Raw genomic sequence first — 24,827 nt, 5'->3', positions numbered from 1 at the left:
GGCTCCGACAATGGCGGCGGAAGCAAGCAGCCAAAGACTAAGTTCGCGGCGCTTCCGTGAGCGCCAGGATGAAGGCAAGCGTTCCCCCTGAAGGTCCTTGTTGGACATCTCTACTGAGCGTCTCTCCCAGAGAGTTTAGGCGTAAGTCTTCGGATGGGCTTGAACTGTTCCGGCTGCCTCGAAGACTGCCACGGCTAAGGCAATGAAAAGGATCCGTGCAGGGGAGTCTGGCATCCTAGGGACTGATACGTGCGACTCACGAAATGCCGTGACCGTAGGCTTAATACTGTTGAGTCCTAGACTGGGGGATTTCCTTGAAAGATGGTCCGCTGAGTGATCCGATGGGCACCATTTTTGGTTTGATGGCCGACGAGAACTTCACGTCCGAGTACATGCCGTACTTGCATGACGACGGGAATTTGGTCCTGGGTAGCTTCGCCGAGGCGGTGTATGCCCTTCGATCTGAAATCAATGTGGAAGAGCTTCTCGGCAATGCATTGAGGGGAGTACTGGCCCGCGTACCCGAGTTCTGTGCTGAACATGGCTATGCGTTTGTTGCCGCAACGACGTCCGTTATCCCACTCCCTCCTGGGTACACCGCGAGCCGGTACAGCAAGTCCGCAGGCGAGGTCATTTTCGCTGTATCGGGAAGTTTCCCAGTCAAGGTCTCCTTCGGGGCGACCGAGAGTCGCGCAGGAGGATCGATTCTTATCTTTGGAGTCCTCGGCCAGACCATCCTCGACCGGCGTGTCTCGCTGGATACGGGGTTGCGCTATCTGAATGACGTGCTCACGTCCTATCGGATCGTTCGCCACGATCACGGCGTCCAACCTATTTCCGCCAGACAGCTGCCGGGTGTATTCGACTGCTATCCGATTACGTTTGCAGAAGAACCGGAAATTTCAGCTCCCCAGCCGGTCACGATCCACTACAACGACAAAATGGACGTCTGGGCCAAGCGTTCACTCCTCCCCGTTGAGTACAAGGAGTTCTTGGATTACTGCGAGGGGCTCGTATTCAGCCCCGAGGTTCGCTATCTCCTAAACCTGGCCATAACTTCCATCGACGATTTGTGTCTGGGGCAGTTCGAATCGGCCGTCCTCAACTCGGACAGGTTCATGGAGCTGGCCTTGCGACTTTGTTACCTTAGACATCCCGACCTGCCTGACGACAAGCTTGGGAGACTCACTAGCGTCTACAGCACGAACCCGAGGGTGAGCACCTTGCTCAGCAGCCTGGCACCCGTCCTCGGACTTGACGCCGGAACCGTTCTCGAAGCGTGGGCAGCAAGCTCCAGACGGCTTCGTAATGCTGTAGCGCATAAGTTGGACTTCTCGGTCGTCACACCCCAAGGTGCGCATCTGGCCGTGGAATACAACCTCGCCCTCGTCCAGCAGATAGCCCACAAGTTTCCAGAATCAGTGGGGGACGTACAACTTCTTGGCAACATGATCCAGGTCTACGAGCAACTTTTTGGGAGGCAAAGACCACCCACGTGAGCCTGACTCGTAGAGCGTGAAATTTTGGTCAGGTGCCGAACGATGCCCGGGGGATGGGCAATCTCAATTGCAAGCTGTTGGGTGCACGAGGGCTGCGCAATAGGCCCGCTACAAGTGACGACGATCGGGATCCCGTTCAGCACTCCAGCCGGCACGCCACCAATTTAGGAGACGCGCACTAGTCCTTCTCCCATTGCAGCCCGAGAAGCTGGAAGGCGTCGCTGATTTCGGGGCTGTCGTGTTGCAGCAGTTCTTCGACCATCACATCTTGGATGTTCGGAGTGATCGGTGGATCGCCGGGGCGCTCGAAAATGGCCCAGAGCTGGAGATCGTCACCGTGACGGGAGGCAAAAGTGACGCCATCAAAGTCTGTCATCTCGTAGAGCCAGGCCGCGACAGCCTGGGTCAGGCGCCGGGGCCTGGCGTCTTTCAATGCGGAGCCGTCAAAGTCAGCCAGACCCAGGCTCAGGGCCATACCGATGAAGTACGGGTACAGGGCCGCGATGCTGCCCGAGGCGGTCACGGCACAGTACCGGCCGGACAGCTCGGCGGACGCGGCAGCGCGCACTTCCAGCCACTCCCGGGGGACCTGCCCCGGGGCGATGGTGGGATGCAGAACCCTATCCTCGTCGTCCTCAACGATCTCGTCCAGCTCCACGCTCAGCCGTGCATCCTCGCGGAAGTGCGCCAGAACCTCGAGCAGGCACGCCAGGAGGGACGAGCCGGCGTAGATGGTGCGGAAGTTGCCGTGAAGGTCATCCCACCGTCCCGGGAACCGCCCGTCGGTGGCCCATTCCCAGCCGCTCCAGGCCCACGGTTCCGGGCGGAAGCCGACACGCCAGACCCTGCCGGCGGCCTCGGCCGCGGTTAGTTGCGCAGAAACCACCGATTAGCCTGCGGCTGCGAAGGCGCGTGCGGCGGCCAGCACCTGCGGGCCGGCGTCGTCCAGCTGGCCTTCGCGGAGCAGGCGCGCCGGGGGGACATCGTCCAGCTGCGGGTTCATGCCTTGGAACCAGGCCTGCACTGCGGCCCGGGAATCTCGCTCCGCGAGCAGGGCGGCGACGTGGTAGGCGGTGCGGAGCCGGTGCATCACCTCGGCGGAAGGTTTCCGTTCCCCGTCGGCCCACTGCCGGACGGCCCGGGTTTCTTTCACGGAACCGATGTAGGCGACGAGCTTTGCTCCGAGCAAGTCCCTCAGATCCCGGACCAGCACGTCGTCGGCCAGCCGGATGGAATCCTGGTGTGCCTTCAGCCCGCCGCGGGCGCCTGTCACTGCAGTCATAGTTCATGGTCCCACGAAAAGGCTCATTGAATCAAGGTCTAAAACACATCCTAGATCACACCCTGAAACACCGATAACCGTGATTATGTAAGGTAGTCAGTTTGACAGGACAACACTTCACATTTTACTGCGCTCCCCTCCCCCGACAAGAGCCTCGTCCGGCAGGCCCCTCGTCCATTCCGACGCTGGGACCAAAGGGGCGGGGCAGGCGAGTGTTCCACAAGCTCTGGGTCACCTGTTGCATGTCCGTCCCATGGCCGGAAAAGCGACGCCACCGCTTGGAAGCCGGTGGTTCCATATACGGGCGACCGACTGCGGTGCCGCGGCAACGCGCAGTTAAGGTACCCTGCTCCGATGTTATCTTTCGCTGGTTCTACCGGTTGCATAGGCCGCGGAGGCACGGTGCAGGGCAGCGGAAACGGCCGCTATGGCGGGGCGGGTGCTGGAAGCTTCTCTGGCTACGAGAAGGATTTGACGGCTCTGCATACCCGCGGCCGTGGGAAACCGGCGAAGGTTCGTCGATGCACCAACGAGCGCGAGGCCGGGAAGGACGGCGACGGCCAGCCCAGCTTCGACGAACCGCAAGTGCACCGAAACATCTTCAGAGGAGCAGATGACTTTGGGTTCGAAGCCTGCCTTCCGGCACTGGTTGGTTAGCCAGGTCCGGGACGCTGAGTCTGCGGTCTCTACCGCCCAGCGGGCGTCCGCGAGCTGCGCGATCAGGTCCTGGCCCGGGTCCAGCCCGTCGGCGATGGTCGCGTCCATGACGAGCCATAGTGGATCGTCCATGATCGTGGTGACCGTGATCCCCGGCAGTGACTGCAGTGGCAGTCCGGGGAATGACTCGGCGATCACAAGATCGTATTCGGAGGAGGCCAGAGATGGCAGCGTGGCTTCCGGTTCGCCCTGTTCGAACTCGACCGTCAGCTGCGGGTGCAGGCGGCGCAGTTCGTTCAGGGCGTCGGGAATGATCGTTAGCGCTGCGGACTGGAAGGCCGCGATCTTGACCACGCCTCGGGGCTGGGACATGGAGGTGGAGACGTCCGCCTCTGCACGTTCAAGCAAGTCGAGGATCTGCTCGGCGTGGGCGACCAGGATCAGGCCCTGGGGGGTCAGCTGCAGGCGGCGCCCGGTGGGCTCGACGAGGGGGACGCCGATTTCCTTTTCCAGCAGCCGGATCTGCTGCGACACCGCTGACGTGCTGTAGGACAATGCGGCGGCCACCGCTGTCAGGGTCTTGCGGTGATGCAGCTCCCGCAAGACCCTGAGCCGGACGACATTCAGCACATCTGTCCCCTCTGCCGCATCGATTCGGAGCCTGGCGCGCCGGTCAGGAAAACTCTACGATAATCTCCACCTCGACGGGGGCATCCATGGGCAGTTCGGCCACCCCGACTGCCGAGCGGGCGTGCTCCCCACGGGCGCCGAAGAGCTCCAGCAGCAGCTCGCTGGCGCCGTTGACCACCGCCGGCTGACCATTGAAGCCGGCGGCGGAGGCGACGAAACCGGTGACCTTGAGGATTCTCGCCTGGTCCAGGTCGCCCAAGGCCCCTGCGGCGGCCAGCGCGTTCAGAACGCACGTCCTGGCCAGGTCGGCCGCCGTCTCGACAGAGACGTCGGACCCGACCTTGCCCACAGCAGACATTTTGCCTTCCCGGAGGGGGAGCTGCCCCGAGGTGTAGACGGTATTTCCGACCCGGACGGCCGGTACGTAGGCGGCGACGGTTTTGGGGATGTCAGGGAGTTCCAACCCGAGTTTGGCGAGTCTTCCCCGGAGGGCCCGGTGGGACAGGGTGGTGGTCTGGTCAGTCATTTTTGTCCTTCAAGGGTGTGGTTAGTGGCAGAATTCGGTGGCGGTGGCGGCAAGGATTTGGCTGACCCTTGTCAGCGAGTCGAGGTCGACCCATTCGGTCGCGGCGTGGGCTCCCCCGCCGTCAACGCCGAAGAGCAGCCCGGGTATCCCGGCTTCGAGCATGAGGGAAGCATCGGTCCAGAACGCTTCGCCACGGACGGTGGCGGCCTGCCCCGTGGCCGCCCCCGCGGCGGCCGCTACAGCACGGACAATCGGGGCGTCGGCGGGGACCTCGAACGCGTGGCGTTCCAGACCCGCGGCAAGGCTGTAGCTGAAGTTGGGGTCGGAAGCGGCTATGGCGTCGAGGATTTGCCGCAGTTCGGCCTCCACCGTTGCGGCGCTCTCCCCTGGTACCGTGCGTCGTTCGAGCGAGACGGCACAGGCCGCGGGGTAGCTGGAAAGTTCCTCCCCGCCGCGGATGAGCGAGGCATGGATGCTCCCCGTGCCCAGCATCGGGTGGGCACGGCCGCCCAGTAGCGACCGGCTGAGCTCCTCGAGGCCGGTGAGGAATCTGCCGGTTTTAGCAATCGCGTCGATACCCAGATCAGGGCGGGAGCCGTGCGCGGCGGTGCCGTGGATGGTGACGTCGAACCACACGAAACCGCGGTGGGCGATCACGATGTCCTCGTGCGTGGGTTCTGAGACGATGGCGGCGTCGGCCGTGAAATGCCGCAGGACTTCCTCGGTGCCGGCGCTGGCGAACTCCTCATCCGCGACGAGGGCAACGATGATGTCGCCCCTATGCGGCCGGGATGCTGCGGCCGCCGCGGCGACCATCATCGCGGCGATGCCGGCCTTCATATCGAAAGTCCCGCGGCCATACATGCGGCCGTCCTCCATGCGGGGCTCAAGAGGCTCCCCGTCATAGCCGGCAAGCGTGACGGTATCGAGGTGGCCGTTAAACATCAGGCTCTTACCTTGGCCAATGCCGGCCGCGACGGCAACGATCGAGGGGCGCCCGGGCACGGCTTCGAGCCGGGTCACGGTGAAGCCCCGTGTCTGTAGCCAGGCGGCCGTGAAGTCTGCAAGGGCTGTTTCTCCAGGCGCGCCGGGAACCAGGCCCGGGTTGACGGAATTAATCCGGACGAGGTCCTGCAGGAGCGCTACCGGGTCCTCCAGCACGCCGGGCACAGTTTCTGGACTGACGTTTTCGCTGGTTTCCATGGGGAATGAGTCTTTCATCGGAGCGGGTTGGCCGCCAGGCCTTCGGTGCTGACCAGGACGATCACCGAGGTTTCGTCGAGGCCCATCTGCTGTCGCCGTTCCGGGCTGGAGAGGGCGGCCCGCACCCCGGCCAGGGACGCAGCCCCGCAGGGGCCCACATCCTGGCCAAGTTCAGTCAGGTCCATGACGGCCTGCCGGCAGTTTTCTTCGGTGACACTGACAGCTGCGTCCATCCCTGCCAGCAGGGTGGGCCATCCCATCTCGGAGGGCGTCCCGCAGTTCAGCCCGGACATGATGGACGGGTAGGAAGTGTCGACCACGACAGGACGGCCGGCGAGCAGCGACTGGGCGACGCAGGCGGCAGTTTCCGGTTCCACGCTGATTAGCGACGGTGCGGCGTTACCGGGTGTCCGATAGTGATCCACCAGTGCGTGCGCCAGTGAGCCGACGCCGACCGGGCAGGCCACCAGGTCTGGCCCGGCATAGCCGGACTGCGTCAGAGCCTCGTCAATTTCGTCAAAGAGCGTCGCGTAGCCGTCAACGATCCAGCGTGGGACGTCGCTGTAGCCGGCCCACGAGGTGTCCTGGATCAGCAGGTCGCAGTTGCTGCCTTCCGTTGACGCTGCGGCGACGGCGACCACGTCGTCGTAGATTGCGTCCACATGGTGAAGTTCTGCACCTTCGCCCCGGATGGCGTCGACCGCGGCCGGGCTAAGGCCATTGGGAACGTAGATCCGGGCCTGGATCTCGAGCAAGGCGGCCATGCGTGACACGGCGCGCCCGTGATTTCCATCGGTGGCAGTGACCAGCACAGGCCGTTCGTGGGGCGTGGTGCCGGCCCGGAGGTAATCCCGGAGCGCTGGAACGGTCATGGTCTCGGCGTCCAACCCGTAACGGGCGCACAAGGCCCGGCACACGGCCCAGGACGCGCCGAGAATCTTGAAGGCGGGCAGTCCGAGCCGGTTGGACTCATCTTTGAGGAATACCCGGCCCACCCCGAGTTCGGCAGCCAGACTTGGAAGTTCGGTCAGCGGGGTGGGAGCGTAGCCGGTCAGTGTCCGGTGGAAGGACGCTGCGGAGTCCGGGGCCGCGGTCTGCCAGGTCCGGGCGGCGGGATGGGCGTACCAGTAGGCGGTGTCTATTGAAGGCATGCCACCATGTTCCGACACTTTGGGCTAAAGCAAAAGCGATGGTTACTGCGTTGTTATTTTTACTTTTCCTTCAAATAGCATTTAGTTCACCGTTTCGTGAAACGTCCTGTTTTTGTGGATCTTACCGGCCACGAAAATCCGCTTTTACTTTCAGCGCTGGACCGTCATGATGGAACCCAACCCACCCGTGACTGTCGCCACATTCCCCTTGGAAACGGCGAAGACGATCTTCAGACGCGTCATCCGGCTCAGGGCCGGAGGATTTCCGCCCCCCGACATTGCGCACCAAAGTCGGATGTTTTCCTGAACACCATCACCTCGAAGGACAAAGCCTGTGACCAGTATGCAGCCGCTAGTTAGCAAGAAACCGATGCTCATGGCGCCGGGGTCCGAGCCCGATAGCCCGGAGGCCAGGCAAACACTCCGACGCTCCATCACCGGCTCCGCGCTGGGGAACGCAGTTGAGTGGTACGACTACGCCGTCTATGGCTACCTCACCATCTACATGGCAACCAATTTCTTTGGGTCAAAGGCGGGCGACGGCGGTGTGGGCGTTACGTTGACGCTGGCCACCCTGGCATTATCCTTCCTCATCCGGCCGCTGGGCGGCATCATCTTGGGTCCGCTGGGCGACAAGGTAGGCCGACAGAAGGTCATGGTTCTCACTGTGATCCTGATGACCCTGGCATCAGGCTGCATCGGCTTGCTGCCCACGACGGACACCGTCGGGGTTCTGGCACCCGTCCTGCTCCTGATCTGCCGGCTGCTTCAAGGCTTCTCAGCCGGCGGAGAGTACGGCGGCGCGGCCGTCTACATGGCGGAATCGGCTCCGGACCGCCGCCGCGGTTTCTTCGGCTCCTTCCTCGAATTCGGAACCACCGTGGGATTCATTCTCGCGGGCATTCTGTGTACCGGCCTCGTCAGCATCGTCGGCGAACAAGGGATGCTTGAGGGCTGGTGGCGGCTCCCGTACCTGGCCACGATCCCGATGGGAATCATTGCGCTGTGGATCCGGACCCGGCTGGACGAGGCCCCGGTCTTCTCGGAGGCCTCCGCACACAAGGAAGGCACAAAGGCGCCGGTGCGCCAGGTCCTGAAGCATCACTGGAAGCAGATCCTGGTCCTCTCGGGTTTCGTGGTCCTGCTCAACGTGGCTTTTTACATGGTCCTGGGGTACATGCCCACCTATCTCAGCAGCCAGCTCGGACACGACACCGCCCAGGGCAACTGGATGCTGGTCGGGATGATGGCCCTGATGCTGCTCGCCATCCCTCCTGTGGGAGCCTTGTCAGACCGGGTGGGCCGCAAGCCCCTGCTCCTGCTCGCCGCCACAGGCTACGCGGTGCTCTCCGTCCCGGCCGTTATGATGCTCGGACTGCCGAACCCACTCCTTCAATTTCTCGGACTGGCCGTACTGGGCCTGCTGCTGGTGATCCTGACGGCAGCGGTATCCTCCACCCTCCCGGCCCTGTTCCCCACCGCCGTGCGCTACAGCGGTTTTGCGATCGGCTACAACTTTTCCACGGCATTCTTCGCCGGGCCGTCCCAGACGGTGGCCAACCAGCTGATCGAAACCACCGGGAACCAACTGATTCCCGGCTGGTACATGGCGATTGCCGGTGTGATCGGCTTCATCAGCATCCTCTGCATGCGGGAAACCGCACAGGCCACGCTCCGCGGTGAAGAATTGCCCGGCGACCCGGCATCGCTCGGCTTCCCCAAACTCAAGTACGTCGACACAAACCGCACGGACGCCGAAAACCGACGGTCGACCTTTCGTCCCGTGGCTTGAACTTCCAGCACCCCCTCAACAACCTGGGTAGTCACCCGCACCAAGGAGTCACCAACCGTGAATATCACCAGCGAACCGACCGACCGCACCAGTAACACGCCCCAGACCGGGCTGGAAGGAACCCCGCCGCTGACCGCTCCGCGCCGAGGCTTCGATGACAACGAATTTGAATCCCGGCTAGTGCGGGCCCAACATCTCATGGCCGAGGCCGGGCTGGATGCTCTGTTCCTGACCACCGAGCCCGAATTCCGCTATTTCACGGGGTTCCTCACCCAGTTCTGGCAAAGCCCGACACGGCCGTGGTTCCTTCTGGTACCAGCCAACGGGCGGCCAACGGCAGTGGTTCCGGGCATCGGGTACCCCCCGATAGCGCAGACCTGGATCGATGACATCCGCTCCTGGACTTCGCCGCAGCCCGAGGACGAAGGGGTCTCGCTGCTGGCCGAGACTATGCGTGAAGTTCTGGGAGACCACGCCCGAGTGGGGGTGCCGATGGGCCCAGAGACCACACTGCGCATGCCGCTGAAGGACTATAGCCGGCTCCGGGGCATGCTGCAGGGCTTCAGCTTCCACGATGCTACCGGGGTCGTGAAGTCTCTGCGCATGGTCAAATCGGAGGCGGAAATCGAAAAGATCGCGCACGTCTGCCGCATCGCTTCCGATGTCTTCGACCTGGTTCCCGGCATAGCCGCCGCCGGCCAGCCACTCATCGAAACCTTTCGTGCAGTCAAGATCGAGCTGCTCAAGCGCGGCGCTGACGATGTTCCATACCTTGTTGGCGCGGCCGCCCCCGGCGGATACGACAATGTCATCTCCCCTCCGGGGAATCGTGCACTGACCGACGGTGACGTGCTGATGATTGACACGGGCACGGTCTACGACGGCTACTTCTGCGACTTTGACCGCAACTATGCCATCGGCTCCGCGGACCGGGCAGCGGCCCACGGGTACGCCACACTTTTCGAGGCCACCAATGCAGCCCTGGACATCGCCCGGCCTGGCGTAACGTCAGGCGACCTCTTCCGGGCGATGCAAAAAGTCATTGTCGACAACGGCTATGCCTGCGGAAATGTTGGGCGTTTAGGCCATGGGCTGGGCATGCAACTGACCGAATGGCCCTCGCACACCGACACGGATGAGACCGTCCTCGTTCCCGGCATGGTCCTTACCCTTGAACCCTCGCTGGACATGAAGCCCGGCCAGGGCATGGTGCATGAGGAAAACTTCGTGCTCCGCGAAAACGGGCCCCAGCTCTTGAGCCGCCGCGCTCCCGAACAGCTCCCTGAGGTGCGTTGAGATGAAGTTGTCCTACGAATCAGATTCCGGCGCGGCGCAGCGCGCCCGTCTGGGTGTCATCGTCCTGCAGGTTGATGAAACACTTGAATACGAGTTCCGGACGCTGTTGAATCTTCCCGGCGTCGCACTCCACCACACTCGTGTGCCCAGTGGGCTGGACGTCACCGAAGAAACTTTGGCGGCCATGGAGCAACATATCCCCCTCGCGGTCGGTCTCCTTCCCACCGGGGGATCCTTTGACACCATTGGCTACGCGTGCACGTCCGGTGCCAGCGTCATCGGCCCGGCAAACGTGGCAGGAGCCGTCCGTTCCGCCTACCCCGCCGCGTCGCAGAACGCTTCCGGCCTACCGGCCGTCACTGATCCTTTGACCGCGGTGGGGGCAGCCTGCCGGGTCCTGGGCATCCGCCGGCTGGGGTTTGTCAGCCCATACGTGGCCGAAGTCTCCGAACACCTCCGCTTGGCGTTGGAAGCAGACGGTCCAGCCATCACCGGTTTCGGCTCCTTTGAGGAATCCGAGGAGTGCAAGGTTGCGCGCATCCGTCCCGAGTCGGTTTACCAGGCGATCCTGCAAGTAGGGCAGTCCTCACCGTGCGACGCAGTGTTCGTCTCCTGCACCAACGTCAGGACACTGGACATCCTTGAACGCGCAGAGGCCACTCTCGGGAAGCCGGTTATCAGCAGCAACCAGGCCCTGGCCTGGCACATGCTGCGCCTCTCAGGCATCAATGACTCAATTCCCGGATATGGACAGCTGCTGCGACTGGGGCTCGACTCCAACGCCGAAGCCGTCAGTACCGGCCCTACTACTGCGCTGAAGGGTGCTTAGCACATGGAAGATTTTGTCACGTGGCTCAACGGGCTCGTCTGGAGCCCGGTCCTTGTCGTCATGCTCCTTGGCGCCGGCCTCTTTTTCACCGTATCCACACGTTTCGTCCAAGTCAGGCACGCCCTCGAGATGGTGCGCCTGACCTTCGAAAGCAAAAGTTCAGCTTCCGGCATCTCATCGTTCCAATCCCTGGCGCTGTCCCTAGGCGACAAGATCGGGGTAGGGAACATAGCCGGCGTGGCCACCGCAATAGCCTACGGCGGTCCCGGAGCCGTTTTCTGGATGTGGGTCACCGGCTTCCTCGGAATGGCCACCTCATTCATCGAGACCACACTGGCTCAGGTCTACAAAAGCAAGCAGGACGGCGAATATCGGGGTGGAACCCCTTACTACATCGAAAAAGCCCTGAAACTGCGCCCGCTCGCCATTATCTTTGCGGTCATGACCATGATCACCGGCGCATTCCTGCTGCCAAACGTTCAAGTCAACGCCATCTCTGCCTCATTGAATGCGGCGTTTTCCGTCAATACCCACGTGACAGGGCTGGCCCTGATGGCGGTTCTGGCGCTCATCATCTTCGGTGGCATCAAGCGCATCGCCCGCACGGCCGAGTACGTGGTTCCCTTCATGGCCGCCGGCTATATCCTGGTAGGCCTGCTGATCATGGTGGTGAATGCAGGAGAGATCCCCGGCCTGATCTCCTTGATCATCACGAGCGCCTTCGGCACGAATGCCACGTTCGGGGGCATCATCGGTGCCGCGGTTGCCTGGGGGGTAAAGCGCGGGGCCTTCTCCAACGGCGCCGGGTTCGGAAGCGAGACATACGCCCCTGCCGCGGCGGAGGTCTCACACCCGGCCAAACAGGGCCTCGTCCAATCATTTGCGACGTTCATAGATACGCTGGTCGTCTGCTCGATTACCGCCTTCATGATCCTCATCACCAAGTCGTACAACGTCATCCCCGGAGACGGCGCTCCGCTGGCCAACCACCTCGGCGGCGTGGAACCGGGCCCCCTGTACACCCAGGCGGCCATAAATTCAGTCCTCCCCGGATGGGGCTCCCAGATCCTTTCGATTGCGATTCTCTTCTTCGCCTTCACCAGCGTGATGTTCTACATGTACATGGCTGACACTGGCCTCGCATACATCAAACGCAGTTTCGGCATCACCTGGAAATGGCCCGACATACTGCTGAAGTTGGGGTTCCTGGCCTTCGTATACCTCGGAAGTATCACCTCCGCCTCCTTCGCCTGGTCCCTCGGGGACTTGGGGTACGGCGCCATGGCATGGATCAACGTAGTTGTCATCGTCCTCCTGACCAAACCCGCCTTGAAAGTGTTGCGAGATTACGAAAAGCAGCGCAGGACTGGTCTTGATCCCGTGTTCGATTCGGCCGCAACCAAAATCAACGGTGCAGATTTTTGGGTCGCAACATCCGCTTCAAAACCGCTCGACGAAGTTCGACGATAGAGCGACGAGACGATTAGGCCGTATCTTCTGGCACGAGGGACGACGCCGCTGCGGCAGGTGAGAGTGAGCTTGTCGTTTCGGGTGACTGGCGCGGGCCCCGGCTCAACTACGCTGAGAATCCGCTCGACGACGTTTCGGCGTGCGTAGCCATCCTTGTCCAGGCCGACGGGCGTGCTGCCATTGCTGCCTCGTCGCCCACGATTGGCTTCCTGTCCGGATCGCTCGTCAACGATTGCCTGGATTCCGCGCCGACGAAGAATTTCCCTGTTCGCCCGGGAGAAGCACGCTTTATCGGCCACGGCCCGGTCCGGACGGGAACGGGCCTTGGCCGTTGCCGATCCTGGCCACTGTCAACGCCTCTTTCAGGAACTTTCGAGGGATCACCCGCCTGGCCGGGATCGTCTGATCGCGTGGTCACCGGGAAGTTCCAGCAGTTCATGTAACCAGCGTTCTGCTAGGCGGGCCCCGGGTCTCCCATCGTATGCCGGCAGGCGTCCCTGACTTTGGCGACGAGGGGTGAGTCTGTCATGTCGTTGCTGTAGATCAGGCTGACGCGGGAGATGGCGCTGGCGTCCTTGATGTCCAGGTAGGCAAGGCCGGGGATGGCGAAGGCACGGAGGGATTCCGGGACGACTGCGATGCCGAGGTGGGCGGCGACCAGCCCGAGGATGGTGGGGAACTGGACGGCCTGCTGGGCGAGGTCGAAGTCGACGTCGGCGGCGTGCAACAAAGCGGCGATGTGGTCGAAGAGCCGCGAGATCCTGTCCCTGGGGAAGGCAATGAACCTCTCGCCCTTCAGTTCACTAAGCCCGACTGAGGTGCGGGGCGCTAGGGGGTGGTCTGTCGGGACGGCCACCACGAGGCGTTCGTTTTGCAGGAGTGTGGTGCTCAGGCCCGGCACGGTCCGGACTTCCCGGGCGATTCCGGCGTCCAGGGCTCCGGCGGTTATGAGCTCGATCTGGGCGTCGGTGGTTTCCTCGCGGAGCTCGAGGTCGATGCCGGGCCAGTGGGACCGGAGTTCCCGCACCACGGGCGGGAGCGCCGAAATGGCCGCCGAGGAGACGAAGCCGAGACGCAGCTTGCCGATTTCGCCGTCGCGGGCCTGCCGGAGGGCCGCGGTCATGGCCCCGTACTGGCTGAGGACTTTACGTGCGTGCTTCAGGAGCATTTCGCCGTCGGCGGTGAGCTGGACGTTGCGGGAGTTGCGTACGAACAGCTGGGTCTTGCATTCCTCTTCGAGTTTGCGGATCTGCTGGCTCAGCGGTGGCTGGGCCATGTGCAGCCGCTCGGCGGCGCGGTTGAAGTGCAGTTCTTCGGCCACTGCGACGAAAAGCTCCAGGCGACGAAGATTCATAAGAACAAGACTAAACGCATATTGATGAGCGTCAAATAGATACTTCAGTGGAGTGCGTTTCGGGTCTACCGTTGATCGTGAGGACAGTCACAGATCAACAAACATTTAAGAGGTTCGAGAATGCCCGTCATGACCCAGCCAGTCAGCAGCTTCATCAACGGACGGTGGGTCGAAGGGGCCGGGGACACGACGTCCCGGTTCAACCCGTCGGCACCGGAGGAAGCGGTCACCACCTATCACCGGGCCGGTTCCGAAGAGCTGGCGCAGGCGATCCAGGCCGCTACCGACGCCGCACCGGCGTGGGACCGGCTGGGGATTCTGGCCCGGGGCCGGATCCTGTCCGCTGCGGCCGCACTGATCCGGGAACGGGCCGAGGAGATAGCCCGGGTCATGACGGCGGAGCACGGCAAGACCCTGGCGGAGTCCAGGCTGGAGGTCGACGCGTCCGCCGACACGTTCGAGTACCACGCGGGCTCGGCCCGGAACCCGGTCGGCACCGAATACCCGTCCAGCCACCCCGATGAGCGGATCCTGACCGTGCGGCGCCCGCTGGGCATCGTCGGGGTGATCACCCCGTGGAACTTCCCGCTGCAGATCCCGGCGTGGAAGATCGCCCCGGCACTGCTGCACGGCAACACGGTGGTCTGGAAGTCCGCCAGCCACACCCCCGGAGTGTCGGTCCTGCTGATGGACATCCTGGCTGCGGCCGGTGTTCCGGCCGGCGTCGCGAACCTGCTCCTTGGCCCTGGTCCGCTGGGCTCTGAACTCGTTTCCCATCCGTCCGTGGCGGGCGTGACGTTTACCGGCTCCGTTCCGGTGGGCCACCACATCCGCGGGATCGTCTGTGGCCGGGGCGCGAAACTGCAGATGGAACTCGGCGGACACAACGCGACCCTGGTTCTGCCCGATGCCGACGTGGAGCTGGCCGCGTCCAGCGCCGTCAACGCCGCGATGGGTTCCAGTGGGCAGAAGTGCACGGCCACCCGGCGGATCATCCTTGTCGGCGACGGGCACGAGGCGTTCCTGGCGAAGGTGAAGGAGAAGGTCGCAGCACTTGTCCTGGGCCCCGGCACTGACCCGTCGGTGCAGATCGGCCCCGTGGTTTCCGGCTCCGCCCGCGACGAAATCAATGCCGCGATCGAGACGGCCCTCACCGAAGGCGGGGAAATCCTCGCCCAGGCCCCCGCGCCCGCCGCGGAGGGGCACTATGTCCGGCCGACCGTGCTGACCGGGCCGGCGTCGATGACGATCTGCCGCGAAGAGGTCTTCGGCCCTGTGGTCACTGTTCTCCGCGCAGCCACCCTTGATGAAGCCATTGCGTTGGCGAACAACACCGACTTCGGACTCACCGCCGCGGTGTTCACCAGCGATGAGCGCGCCGCCCGGCAGTGCGTGACCTATCTGGACGCCGGCCTCGTCAAGGTCAACGCTCCCTCGACCGGGTCCGAACTTCACGCCCCGTTCGGCGGGATGAAGGATTCAACCTTTGCCGGCCCCCGGGAACAGAACAGTGCCGTTGCCGCGGCCTTCTTTACCCACGAAAAGACCGCATATCTCCGTCTGGCGCCCGAGAAGGCATGATCATGACACTTCAGGATGAACGAACCGCACACGGGCTCCGGTCCCCGGAGGAAGTGCTCTCCGGCGCCGACATGAACGGCGCCTGGGCCACCCGCCACAGCTTTGCCCGCACCATGCTCCGCCGCGCCGCGGCCCAGGGATGGTCCGTGTCCAGGACCCGCCTCGATCTGGACGCAGACGCCCGGGGCACTGCCGTCTACACCGTGGACGCCGAAGGCCGGCAGCTGAGTTTCATCGCTTTCTGCCGCACCCTGGAGGAAAGCGAACGCACCGACCGGGTCATCGCCGATGCCTGGGACGTGACCGCGGCGCTCATCGAAGGGGACCTCACGCCCGAACGCGAAGCAGAGCTTCGGCGCAATGTCCCCGTCCAGGAACGCGGCCGTGTCGATCCGGACACCATCGTCCTGACCCGGGCGAACCGCAGCGCACGCTTCTTTGACTACGTCAGCGGCTGTTTGGCCGCCGGGTCCCAGCCCGACGTCGAGACCATCGGACCCAGCCCCTACCTGATCCGTAGCACTGCGTTCTATGGCAACGGAAAATTCGGGCTCAAGGAATTCGCGGACATCCCCGCCGACCACCCCCTGGCCGTCCCCTACCGGTCCCAGATGCTCACTGCCTGGCTGTTGCGGGAACTGAGCATGGACATGGTGGAACACGTCGCCGCCGCTAAAGCCACGGCGGCCGGCACCACCGCGGTCCCCCTGGACCCGGAATGGGGTAAATACCTCGGACTGGGCAACGCCACCGGCCTGGGCATGGTCCCTTTCGTGATCAACCACCCGGACTACCTGGACGCCTGGTGCCGGCTGAGGGAAACTCCCCTCGCCGCCGGCCTCGGCCGGGACTACGCACCCGGGCACCCGGACCTTGCCCGCGTCGCGGACCTCCTCGCCCAGGCGGACCGCCACCTGGAAGAGAAACACGCACTCCACACCGCCCCGTTCCTGCCCACCGACGCGATCAGGCCCCAGCTGCAGCAACTCCTGAACGAGCTGCAGACCCACCAGGCCACCGCGACGGAACCGGCACCGGTTCTGGCACGCCTCCACGACACGGCCGCACGTCTCAGCCCGGAGGCCCGGGGCATCTTCGCCTCCATCGTGATCGAACTCCGTGCCGACTTCGACGAGGACGCCGAATCCCTGCTCAGAGTTAACGGCACCACACCGTTCGAGCCGGCCATGCGCTGCTGGGAACTGCAGCAGCTGCTGGAGACCAACTACGCCTGGTCCCGCGGCTACGACTTCACCGATCCCGAGCGGACGCGGTATTACTGGTTCTCCTCCGCAGCCAACGAAGAACCCCGCCGTGCCCTGCGCACCTCCCGGCCCGCCGGCACCGCCGAACACGGCACAGACATCGCCCGCCGCATCAATGCCCTCGCCACGGACCTCGAGCAGTTTCCGGCCCATCAGAGCATCGCGGAATTCCTCCTGGCACACCCCGGCCACCGCTTCGCCGCCGCCCGGGTCCAGCAGACCCGGCCCTATCTCTACGGGGAGCTGCAGGACAACCTCATCGACGGCGAATTCCTGCCCCTGAGCACCCAACGCTTCCAGCTGGCCAGTTACGGGATGAACAACTTCAGCCCGCAGTCCACGGACTGGCTGCGGGTGACGTTGTTCAGCGGAGCCCCCCGCGCGGTGGACATCAACCACGGCACGGACGAGGACGACTGGCTCTTCCCGACAGCGCCGAAGGGGCCGGAACAATGAGCCTGCACGAGCAGCTGACCGTCGTGGACGGGCTGCAGATCAGCAACTGGAGCCGCCCCGTCCTGGAAGAACTGCGCACCGGCGGCGTCAGCGCGGTCAACGCCACGTGCGCCGTCTGGGAAAACGCCGCGGACACGCTCCGGTCCGTCGGTCAGTGGCTGGACCTCGCCAACCGCAACCCGGACCTGATGTTCCTCGCCTCAACCGGGGCAGACATCGAAACCGCGAAGCAGCAAAACAGGATCGCCGTGTTCCTGGGCTTCCAGAACGCCAGCCCCTTCGAAGACGACTACCGCTACGTAGAGCTCTTCCACCGGCTCGGCGTCCGGATCGCCCAACTGACCTACAACAACCAGAATCTGATCGGCAGCGGCTGCTTCGAAGCCGACGACGCCGGCCTGACCCGCTACGGGCGGGTGATAGTGGAAGAGATGAACCGGGTGGGCATGCTCATCGACCTCTCCCACGTCGGATACCGGACCAGCCGCGACGCCATCGAAGCGTCCTCGGTGCCGGTCTCCGTCACCCACTCCAACCCGCTCTGGTTCTTTGACACGCCCCGGAACAAACCCGACGACGTCATCCAGCCCCTCGTGGACCGCGGCGGGGTCATCGGCTGCTGCCTTTACCCCACCGTCAGCGGCGGTGAACACGTCACCATCGAGAGCTTCTGCACCATGGTGGCCCGCATGGTGGACCAATACGGTCCCACCAGTATCGGCATCGGCAGCGACTGCACCCGCGGCTGGGACCAGGAATTCGTCGGCTGGCTCCGCAACGGCCGCTGGCAACCGACCGCCCCCGAAAATGCCCCCACCTGGCCCCTCTGGCCGGACTGGTTCACCGGCCCCCAGGACTTCCCCCGGCTCACCGACGGCCTCGCCGCAGCAGGCCTCACCGACCACACCATCGCCGGCGTCATGGGCGCCAACTGGGCCCGGCTCTTCACCCACGTCATGGACACCACAAAGGAACACGCGCATGTCTGACACCATCACCGGCCCAGCCCCCGACGGGCAGCAGACTGACCGCACCATCGCCGTCCAGCCCCGCGAAATCAAAGAAGCGGCCTTCCGGTCGCTCTGCGCGGCCGGCGCGGACCCGCTCGAAGCCCAGGAAGGAGCCCTCGCAGTCCTCCGCGCCGAAGCCGAAGCACACGCCGGCCTCCGCCTCCTCGAACAACTCCTGGACGCGGACTGGGCCACACCCCTCCGGCCGGCACCGGCCAGGGACACCACCTGGGCGGGAGGCACCCTGCGCGAGCTGGACCGGGCCGGACAACCGCCCCTGCGGACCGCCCTCCAGCTCCTCGACCTCGCCGCCGACGCCCCGGACGAGGAAGTATCCGTGACCCGCACACAGCACGCCCGCATCCCGGGACTGCTCTGGAACGACCTGGTCCTCAGGCGCACCGCCTCCCTGGGCCGCCGGATCGTCATCGCCACCGCCCATGACGGTGCGGCACCGGATAAAGAGGGCGCCACCGATTACCTCACCGTCCGGGACGGGGAACTTTCGACCACCCGGACCCTGGCATCGGAGGCGGTCACGGCCCTCCTGGCGCAAAACAGCGGGGACAGCACCCTCGTCATGGTCCTCCCCGAACCGGTCCACACGGATCCGGACACAACGTTCGTCCCGCCCAAACCCCTGAAAGTGTGTGCAGAAGAATGGCAGAGCATGTACCAGCTGTCCCGGAAGTACCTGGTGCCGGACGCATGAGCGCGATCACCCGGACCCAGTTCACCGACGGCAAACCCCGGCCGTACTCCGCCTCCGCCGCCACCGGCGGCATCATCTACCTGTGCGGGCAGATACCGGCCCGGGCAGACGGCACCGTCCCGGCCGACATCGAAGGCCAGGTCGCCCAGGCCTTCGACAACCTCGAAGCCGCCCTCACGCAGGCAGGGTCCAGCCTGTCCGGCCTGCTCAAGCTCACGGTCTTCCTGGCCGACCTTGACGAATTTGATGACTACAACGCCGCCTACCTCACCAGGCTCAGCGGCCACCCCCTGCCTCCCAGGACCACCGTGCAGGTGGCCCGGTTCAGGGGCGAAAAACGCATCGAGATCGATGCGGTCGCAGCCGTAACAGCCTGACCGGACCACGGCCACGGATCTGTTGGGTTACCAACGTCGTTTTCCCTCATCCCAGATCGGAACCACCATGCTCTCCCACGCACCAGCACCTGCGCCTCAAATGACTATCGATTCAGCGCCGCTGAACTCCTTCCATAAACGCCTCACCCTCTTCAGCTCAGGGGGCCCGTTCCTGGACGGATACATCCTGGCCATCATCGGCATCGCCCTGGTCCAGATCATCCCGGCCTGGCAGATGAATGACTGGTGGAACGGTCTTATCGGCGCCTCCGCCCTGATCGGTGTCTTCCTCGGCGGCCTGATCTTCGGCAACATCACCGACAAAATCGGGCGCAAGCTCATGTACACGATCGACCTCATGGCCATCATCGTGTTCTCGGTGGCACAGTTCTTCGTCCAGGAAGCCTGGCAACTGTTCGCCCTGCGGCTGCTCATCGGCATTGCCGTCGGCGCCGACTACCCCATCGCGACCTCCCTGGTGGCAGAATTCGTGCCCAAGAACTGGCGCGCCCGGCTCCTGGGAGGGCTGAACGCCATGTGGTTCGTCGGCGCCACCGTCGCCGCGTTCGTCGGCTACTGGCTCCTCTCCTTTGAAGACGGCTGGCGCTGGATGCTGCTCTCCTCCGCGGTGCCCGCCGTCCTGATCCTCATCGCCCGGGCCACCATCCCCGAATCCCCCCACTGGCTCGTGGGCAAAGGCCGCCACCAGGAAGCCCTGGCCATCCTGAAGAAAACCATCGGCGAAGGCGCCACCCTGGACGGCATCACCGCCCACGACCCCAACGCCGCAAAGCTCAGCACCGGTCAGGCCTTCAAACTCGTCCTGACCGGCGGCTACCTGCACCGGGTTATCTTCATCTCCATCTTCTGGACCTGCACCATCGTCACGCTGTTCTCCATCTACGCGTTCGGACCCCAGATCCTGGCCCTGTTCAACCTCCAGTCCGGCGACGAAGCCAACATCGGCTACGGCCTGATCAACCTCTTCTTCCTCGTCGGCAACGTCGTCGCCCTCCTGGTCGTGGACAAGCTCGGCCGCCGGCCCGTCCTGATCTGGGGCTTCATCCTCTCCGGCGTCGGCCTGCTGTTCCTCGCGCTCTTCCCCACCGCACCCCTGGGCCTGATCGCCCTGGCTTTCGCCTTCTACGCCATCTTCAACGGCGGCCCCTCGATCCTGGAATGGATCTACCCCAATGAACTGTTCCCGACCAAAGTCCGGGCCACCGCGGTCGGGCTGTGCACCGGGACCAGCCGCATCGGCGCCGCCATCGGCACCTTCGCCACCCCGCTGGCCCTGACCCACCTCGGGCTCTCCGGCACCATGTGGATCGCCGCCGGCATCGCACTGCTCGGCGCGGCCGTCAGCTTCTTCATGGCCCCCGAAACCAAGGGCCAGAACCTCGAAGAAGCAGCCGCCCTCCACGCCTGACACCCACTACCCACCAACCGCAGCGGAACGGGAGCGGCTGTCCTTCCGGGGTCAGGCCGCTCCCGCAGCGCGCCACGCGACCCCACCACCTCCGCGTCCGCTTCCGCGACCGGAAGAAAGCAGGAACCATGCGCCCGACAACCCTGACCCTGGACGTCAGCGGCGAAGACCCCGACACGATCCAAACCAACCTGACCGCCGCCGTCGACACGGCCATCACGCAGGCCATGGCAATGGGCCACTGTCACGGGATCATGGTCACCCAGCACGCCTACAACGACTTCACCGTCACCGTCCACCCCGACGTGCCGTTCGGCCAAACACGCGAGGAACGACGGCTCGGCAACACCCCCGGATAGGCAACCCCACCGGGAAACCAACCCAACCGGGAAAGCCGATCCGCCACTGGGAAACCAACACGACAGTCCCGGCTGCAGACCGTTTACTCGTCCACGACGCCACGGGACCGGCCCATCCACCGGCCGCCCCATCCGCGCCTCTTGGAAATGGGTTCCGCGCCAGAGCCCGCGCCCCAACACAAATCCAGGCAGCCGTGCCCTGCGCAGCCACCCCCAGAACCAATAGATCGCAAGACTAAGGAAGCATCAATGAAGTTAGCCGGCAACACCGACCATCCGAGAGCCGGCCACGCCCGACGCGCCGGCAGTCATCAGGACGTGCCAGTCGGGCCTCTCGACCCGAAAGACGGCGGACGATGACCCAGACCGTCATCGCATCACAGCCCGTCTCCGCCTCCGGTGGCGCCCCCGCCCCGAAATCCGCAGGTCACGTCATCGTCGACTCCCTCGTTGCCCACGGCGTTCGGCGCGCCCACGTGGTACCCGGCGAGAGCTATCTCGACGTCCTGGACGGGCTGCACACCTCTGACATCGAGACCATCGTCTGCCGCCACGAGGGCGGCGCGAGCTACATGGCGGAAGCGGATGGAAAGCTGAACCCTCTTCCAGGCGTCGCCATGGTGACCCGGGGGCCCGGTGCCGCAAACGCCCACGTCGGACTGCACACGGCCTGGCAGGACTCCACTCCGATGGTGCTCTTCGTCGGCCTCATTCCCTTCGCGCACCGGGACCGAGAGGCCTTCCAGGAATTCGACATCAAGGCCTGGTTCGACACCGGCGCCAAACGCGTGATGGTCCTCGACCACCCTGAGCGTGCCTCCGAGATCGTGGCAGAAGCCTTCTTCGCCGCGATGAGCGGGCGCCCCGGGCCCGTGGTGGTTGGCCTGCCGGAAGACGTCATCCGCGAGCAGATCGACCCGGAACTGCACCCGCCCATCCCCGTCGCCACGGGGGGAATGACAACCGCGGACTCCGAAGCACTCGCCGCCGCCCTGTCAGCCTCCCGCAAGCCTTTATTCGTGACCGGCGGGAATGACTGGACCCAGGACGGTGCGGACCAGTTCACTCGGTGGCTGGAAAAGCACCACATCCCGGCCGCGGCGGAATGGCGCACGCAGGGAACCGTCCCGTTCGATTCCCCCTGCTACGTCGGTCCAATCGGCTACGGCCGCCCCCGCCCGACCTACGATCTGTTGGAAGAGACCGACCTTCTCATCTTCGTCGGCACCGTCCCCGGCGACGTCATCACCGACGGTTTCCTCTGCCGCCAGGACTGGAAGAAAAAGAACTTCCTCGTCACCATCGACCCTTCCCTCCGCGGACGCTCCGGACCTGTCTCACGGCAAATCGTCGCCAAACCGGACGGATTCGTCCGGGACCTGGCCAGGATCGAGCCCGAGGTCAACCCAGAATGGAAGACCTGGACCGCACGAATGCGCGCCGAACAGGAATCCTTCGCCGCACTCCCGCTGGCCGCCCCGGGCACGGGACCGGCCCGGATGGACACCCTCATGGCCAACCTCGTTCCCACACTTCCCAACGACGCGATCGTGACCTTCGGCGCCGGCGAACACACTAACTGGGCCCACCGATACTTCCCCACCCGGGGCTACGCCTCGATGATCAGCGCCCGGAACGGCTCGATGGGCTACTCCATCCCTTCAGCCATTGCAGCGTCCCTGGCCCACCCCGGCCGCCGCGTGGTCACCATCGCCGGCGACGGTGAATTCCTCATGAACGGCCAGGAACTCGCCACCGCCGCACAGTACGGCGCCACACCCCTGGTCATCGTCATGGACAACCAGGAATACGGGACAATCCGCACCCATCAGGAACGCCACTATCCGGACCGGGTCTCCGGAACGCAGCTGAAAAACCCGGAATTCGCGCTAATGGCCCAAGCTTTCGGCGGCTACGGCATCAAGGTAGAACGCGACGCCGACATCCCTGCCGCCATCACGGCGGCACTGAAGGCCATCGACGAGGACAAGGTCTTCGCACTCATCCACCTCGTCGTCGAACAACGCGTCAAGGCCTACTAAACGAACACTTCCACCAGCCACACCACCTCACGCGCCGCCGGGACATCGACAGCAGCCGGCAAGGGCGTCCGTCCCGCCCCATCTTCTTGAACATCCCCGCAAGTGTCCGTTGCCCCCGGAGATCCCACGCCCGCGCCGACTTGATACGGCCCGCCAAACAGCGCGCCGCCCGTAGCTCCCCAGCTTCACCTGACGAATGGAAAACGAATGTCCGTCTCACTCGACGAAGAAAATACCTTGCTGGCCTCGGTTCCGACGGGCCTGCTGATCAACGGCGAGTGGCGTCCGGCCGCGTCCGGGAAGACGTTCGAGGTCGAGGACCCCGCCACCGGGAAGGTGCTTCTCAGCATTGCCGACGCCGGTCCCGAGGACGGCAAGGCCGCCCTGGACGCGGCCGCTGCCGCGCAGGAGTCCTGGGCCAAGGTCCCGGCCCGGGAGCGCGGGGAAATCCTGCGCCGTGCCTTTGAACTGGTCACCGAGCGGGCGGAGGACTTCGCACTGCTGATGACCCTCGAAATGGGCAAGCCGCTGGCCGAGGCACGCGGCGAGGTCACCTACGGCGCGGAGTTCCTGCGCTGGTTCTCCGAGGAAGCCGTCCGCGCGTTCGGCCGCTACTCCGTCTCCCCTGACGGGAAGTCCCGGCTGCTGGTCACGAAGAAGCCGGTTGGCCCGTGCCTGCTGATCACGCCCTGGAACTTCCCCCTCGCCATGGCCACCCGCAAGATTGCCCCGGCCGTTGCCGCCGGCTGCACGATGGTGCTCAAGTCAGCTAACCTGACCCCGCTGACCTCCCAACTGTTCGCCGCCGTGATGCAGGAGGCCGGGTTGCCCGCCGGTGTCCTGAACGTCATCCCCACCTCCACCGCGGGGGCGACCACGGGGCCGCTGATCAAGGACTCCCGGCTCCGGAAGCTCTCCTTCACCGGTTCCACCGAGGTTGGCCGCCGGCTGCTCTCGGATGCGTCCGAGACGGTGCTGCGGACCTCGATGGAGCTAGGCGGCAACGCACCGTTCGTCGTGTTCGAGGACGCCGACGTCGATGCCGCCGTCGCCGGGGCAATGCTGGCGAAGCTGCGGAACATGGGCGAGGCCTGCACCGCGGCGAACCGGTTCATCGTCCACGAGTCCGTCGCGGACGAGTTCGCGGAGAAGTTCGCCGCGAAGATGGCGGACATGACCACGGCCCGCGGCACCGAGGCCGAGTCCAAGGTCGGCCCGCTGATCGATGCCAAGAGCCGGGACAAGGTCCACGAACTCGTCACCGACGCCGTCGCCGCCGGTGCGGTCGCGGTAACCGGCGGCGCGCCCGTGGACGGCCCGGGCTACTTCTACCAGCCGACCCTCCTCAAGGGCGTCACCGAGGGCACCCGGATCCTGGCCGAGGAAATCTTTGGCCCCGTCGCCCCGATCATCACCTTCGACACCGAGGACGAGGCCGTCAGGCTCGCGAACAACACCGACTACGGGCTCGTGGCCTACGTCTTCACGAAGGACCTCAACCGGGGCATCCGGATGGGCGAACGCCTCGAGACCGGCATGCTCGGCCTGAACGCCGGCGTGGTCTCCAACGCGGCCGCCCCGTTCGGCGGCGTCAAGCAGTCCGGCCTGGGCCGCGAGGGCGGCCTCGAGGGCATCGAGGAATACCTCTACACCCAGTACATCGGCATCAACGACCCCTACGCCGGTCGATAGGGCCCCGATGCTTTCACTCCGTCCTGGTCCCTGATGGTCGCACTGCAATGCTGGAAGGGACAAAAGGAATCCTCCTGACCAGGCACTCCCACCGGCGCTACACGTTTGCACTCAGCGACCTCGTTTCGTTCGACCAGACCCGGGAACGAACTGCGTCGAGCCAGAACGCGGCAGGCCGGCCCCGCGTCTCCTGAACCCGCGCACTACCCGCAACA

The 24,827-nt window shown here is 64.6% G+C and carries 21 protein-coding genes; 14 read left to right on the top strand and 7 right to left on the bottom strand.

Translation table 11 applies throughout. From position 1 onward, the window contains the following. Positions 1 to 362 precede the first annotated feature (362 nt). The gene (locus tag ACVWZ8_RS23705) at positions 363 to 1,499 is read left to right on the top strand and encodes a hypothetical protein (protein WP_456506253.1); all 1,137 of its coding nucleotides are present in this window, start codon (positions 363 to 365) and stop codon (positions 1,497 to 1,499) included. 178 nt (positions 1,500 to 1,677) lie between these two features. Here ACVWZ8_RS23705 and ACVWZ8_RS23700 read toward each other — a convergent pair whose 3' ends face one another. The 6 genes from ACVWZ8_RS23700 to ACVWZ8_RS23675 form a co-directional block, all read right to left on the bottom strand. Continuing rightward, on the bottom strand, positions 1,678 to 2,385 hold the full coding sequence (locus ACVWZ8_RS23700; protein ID WP_456506252.1) for an RES domain-containing protein: 708 nt from the start codon (positions 2,383 to 2,385) through the stop codon (positions 1,678 to 1,680). Between the two features lie 3 nt (positions 2,386 to 2,388). Continuing rightward, entirely contained in the window at positions 2,389 to 2,781 is a 393-nt protein-coding gene (locus ACVWZ8_RS23695) for a hypothetical protein (RefSeq protein ID WP_456506251.1), read from the bottom strand. A gap of 357 nt (positions 2,782 to 3,138) precedes the next feature. Beyond that, positions 3,139 to 4,068 carry a LysR substrate-binding domain-containing protein gene (locus ACVWZ8_RS23690; protein WP_456506250.1) on the bottom strand — a complete coding sequence of 310 codons (930 nt, stop codon included), beginning with the start codon at positions 4,066 to 4,068 and terminating at the stop codon, positions 3,139 to 3,141. Positions 4,069 to 4,111: 43 nt separating this feature from the next. Beyond that, positions 4,112 to 4,594 carry a RidA family protein gene (locus tag ACVWZ8_RS23685; protein WP_456506249.1) on the bottom strand — a complete coding sequence of 161 codons (483 nt, stop codon included), beginning with the start codon at positions 4,592 to 4,594 and terminating at the stop codon, positions 4,112 to 4,114. A 21-nt stretch (positions 4,595 to 4,615) separates the two neighbouring features. Next, the gene (locus ACVWZ8_RS23680; protein WP_456506248.1) at positions 4,616 to 5,797 is read right to left on the bottom strand and encodes an ArgE/DapE family deacylase; all 1,182 of its coding nucleotides are present in this window, start codon (positions 5,795 to 5,797) and stop codon (positions 4,616 to 4,618) included. 14 nt (positions 5,798 to 5,811) lie between these two features. Beyond that, a complete protein-coding gene (locus tag ACVWZ8_RS23675; RefSeq protein WP_456506247.1) occupies positions 5,812 to 6,948 on the bottom strand; it encodes a diaminopropionate ammonia-lyase in 1,137 nt (378 codons plus the stop codon). A gap of 343 nt (positions 6,949 to 7,291) precedes the next feature. Here ACVWZ8_RS23675 and ACVWZ8_RS23670 point away from each other — a divergent pair, with 343 nt between their 5' ends. The 4 genes from ACVWZ8_RS23670 to ACVWZ8_RS23655 are packed head-to-tail and all read left to right on the top strand — an operon-like array spanning position 7,292 to position 12,335. Further along, positions 7,292 to 8,740: an MFS transporter gene (locus ACVWZ8_RS23670; RefSeq protein ID WP_456506273.1), complete on the top strand. Its 1,449-nt coding sequence runs from the start codon at positions 7,292 to 7,294 to the stop codon at positions 8,738 to 8,740. A gap of 57 nt (positions 8,741 to 8,797) precedes the next feature. Continuing rightward, a complete protein-coding gene (locus ACVWZ8_RS23665; protein WP_456506246.1) occupies positions 8,798 to 10,036 on the top strand; it encodes a M24 family metallopeptidase in 1,239 nt (412 codons plus the stop codon). A 1-nt stretch (position 10,037) separates the two neighbouring features. Further along, positions 10,038 to 10,865, top strand: coding sequence for a maleate cis-trans isomerase family protein (locus ACVWZ8_RS23660; protein WP_456506245.1), 828 nt, complete (start codon positions 10,038 to 10,040; stop codon positions 10,863 to 10,865). A 3-nt stretch (positions 10,866 to 10,868) separates the two neighbouring features. Then, positions 10,869 to 12,335, top strand: a complete 1,467-nt coding sequence (locus ACVWZ8_RS23655; protein ID WP_456506244.1) for an alanine/glycine:cation symporter family protein — start codon at positions 10,869 to 10,871, stop codon at positions 12,333 to 12,335. A gap of 454 nt (positions 12,336 to 12,789) precedes the next feature. On the opposite strand, the gene ACVWZ8_RS23650 is transcribed toward ACVWZ8_RS23655, so the two are convergent. After that, entirely contained in the window at positions 12,790 to 13,689 is a 900-nt protein-coding gene (locus ACVWZ8_RS23650; protein ID WP_456506243.1) for a LysR family transcriptional regulator, read from the bottom strand. Between the two features lie 129 nt (positions 13,690 to 13,818). On the opposite strand from ACVWZ8_RS23650, the gene ACVWZ8_RS23645 reads away from it, so the two are divergent. The 9 genes from ACVWZ8_RS23645 to ACVWZ8_RS23605 all read left to right on the top strand — a co-directional run bounded on the left by ACVWZ8_RS23645 (position 13,819) and on the right by ACVWZ8_RS23605 (position 24,612). After that, the gene (locus ACVWZ8_RS23645; RefSeq protein ID WP_456506242.1) at positions 13,819 to 15,270 is read left to right on the top strand and encodes an aldehyde dehydrogenase family protein; all 1,452 of its coding nucleotides are present in this window, start codon (positions 13,819 to 13,821) and stop codon (positions 15,268 to 15,270) included. 2 nt (positions 15,271 to 15,272) lie between these two features. Beyond that, positions 15,273 to 16,991, top strand: coding sequence for a hypothetical protein (locus ACVWZ8_RS23640; RefSeq protein ID WP_456506241.1), 1,719 nt, complete (start codon positions 15,273 to 15,275; stop codon positions 16,989 to 16,991). Further along, complete coding sequence (locus tag ACVWZ8_RS23635; protein ID WP_456506240.1) at positions 16,988 to 17,980, top strand: membrane dipeptidase; 993 nt, start codon at positions 16,988 to 16,990, stop codon at positions 17,978 to 17,980. Before ACVWZ8_RS23640 ends, ACVWZ8_RS23635 begins: the two co-directional genes overlap by 4 nt. Beyond that, the gene (locus tag ACVWZ8_RS23630; RefSeq protein ID WP_456506239.1) at positions 17,973 to 18,713 is read left to right on the top strand and encodes a hypothetical protein; all 741 of its coding nucleotides are present in this window, start codon (positions 17,973 to 17,975) and stop codon (positions 18,711 to 18,713) included. Before ACVWZ8_RS23635 ends, ACVWZ8_RS23630 begins: the two co-directional genes overlap by 8 nt. Next, complete coding sequence (locus ACVWZ8_RS23625; RefSeq protein ID WP_456506238.1) at positions 18,710 to 19,090, top strand: RidA family protein; 381 nt, start codon at positions 18,710 to 18,712, stop codon at positions 19,088 to 19,090. The genes ACVWZ8_RS23630 and ACVWZ8_RS23625 overlap by 4 nt, the downstream gene beginning before the upstream one ends. Positions 19,091 to 19,190: 100 nt before the next feature. Then, positions 19,191 to 20,519, top strand: coding sequence for an MFS transporter (locus ACVWZ8_RS23620; RefSeq protein ID WP_456506237.1), 1,329 nt, complete (start codon positions 19,191 to 19,193; stop codon positions 20,517 to 20,519). A 128-nt stretch (positions 20,520 to 20,647) separates the two neighbouring features. Next, positions 20,648 to 20,878 carry a hypothetical protein gene (locus tag ACVWZ8_RS23615; protein WP_456506236.1) on the top strand — a complete coding sequence of 77 codons (231 nt, stop codon included), beginning with the start codon at positions 20,648 to 20,650 and terminating at the stop codon, positions 20,876 to 20,878. Between the two features lie 356 nt (positions 20,879 to 21,234). Continuing rightward, the gene (locus tag ACVWZ8_RS23610) at positions 21,235 to 22,920 is read left to right on the top strand and encodes a thiamine pyrophosphate-dependent enzyme (protein ID WP_456506235.1); all 1,686 of its coding nucleotides are present in this window, start codon (positions 21,235 to 21,237) and stop codon (positions 22,918 to 22,920) included. 207 nt (positions 22,921 to 23,127) lie between these two features. Next, entirely contained in the window at positions 23,128 to 24,612 is a 1,485-nt protein-coding gene (locus ACVWZ8_RS23605) for an NAD-dependent succinate-semialdehyde dehydrogenase (RefSeq protein WP_456506234.1), read from the top strand. Positions 24,613 to 24,827 lie beyond the last annotated feature (215 nt).

This window comes from Arthrobacter sp. UYCu723, from assembly GCF_054059215.1.
Note: the sequence above shows the minus strand (reverse complement) of the source record. Positions and strands in the feature narration are given on the sequence as shown.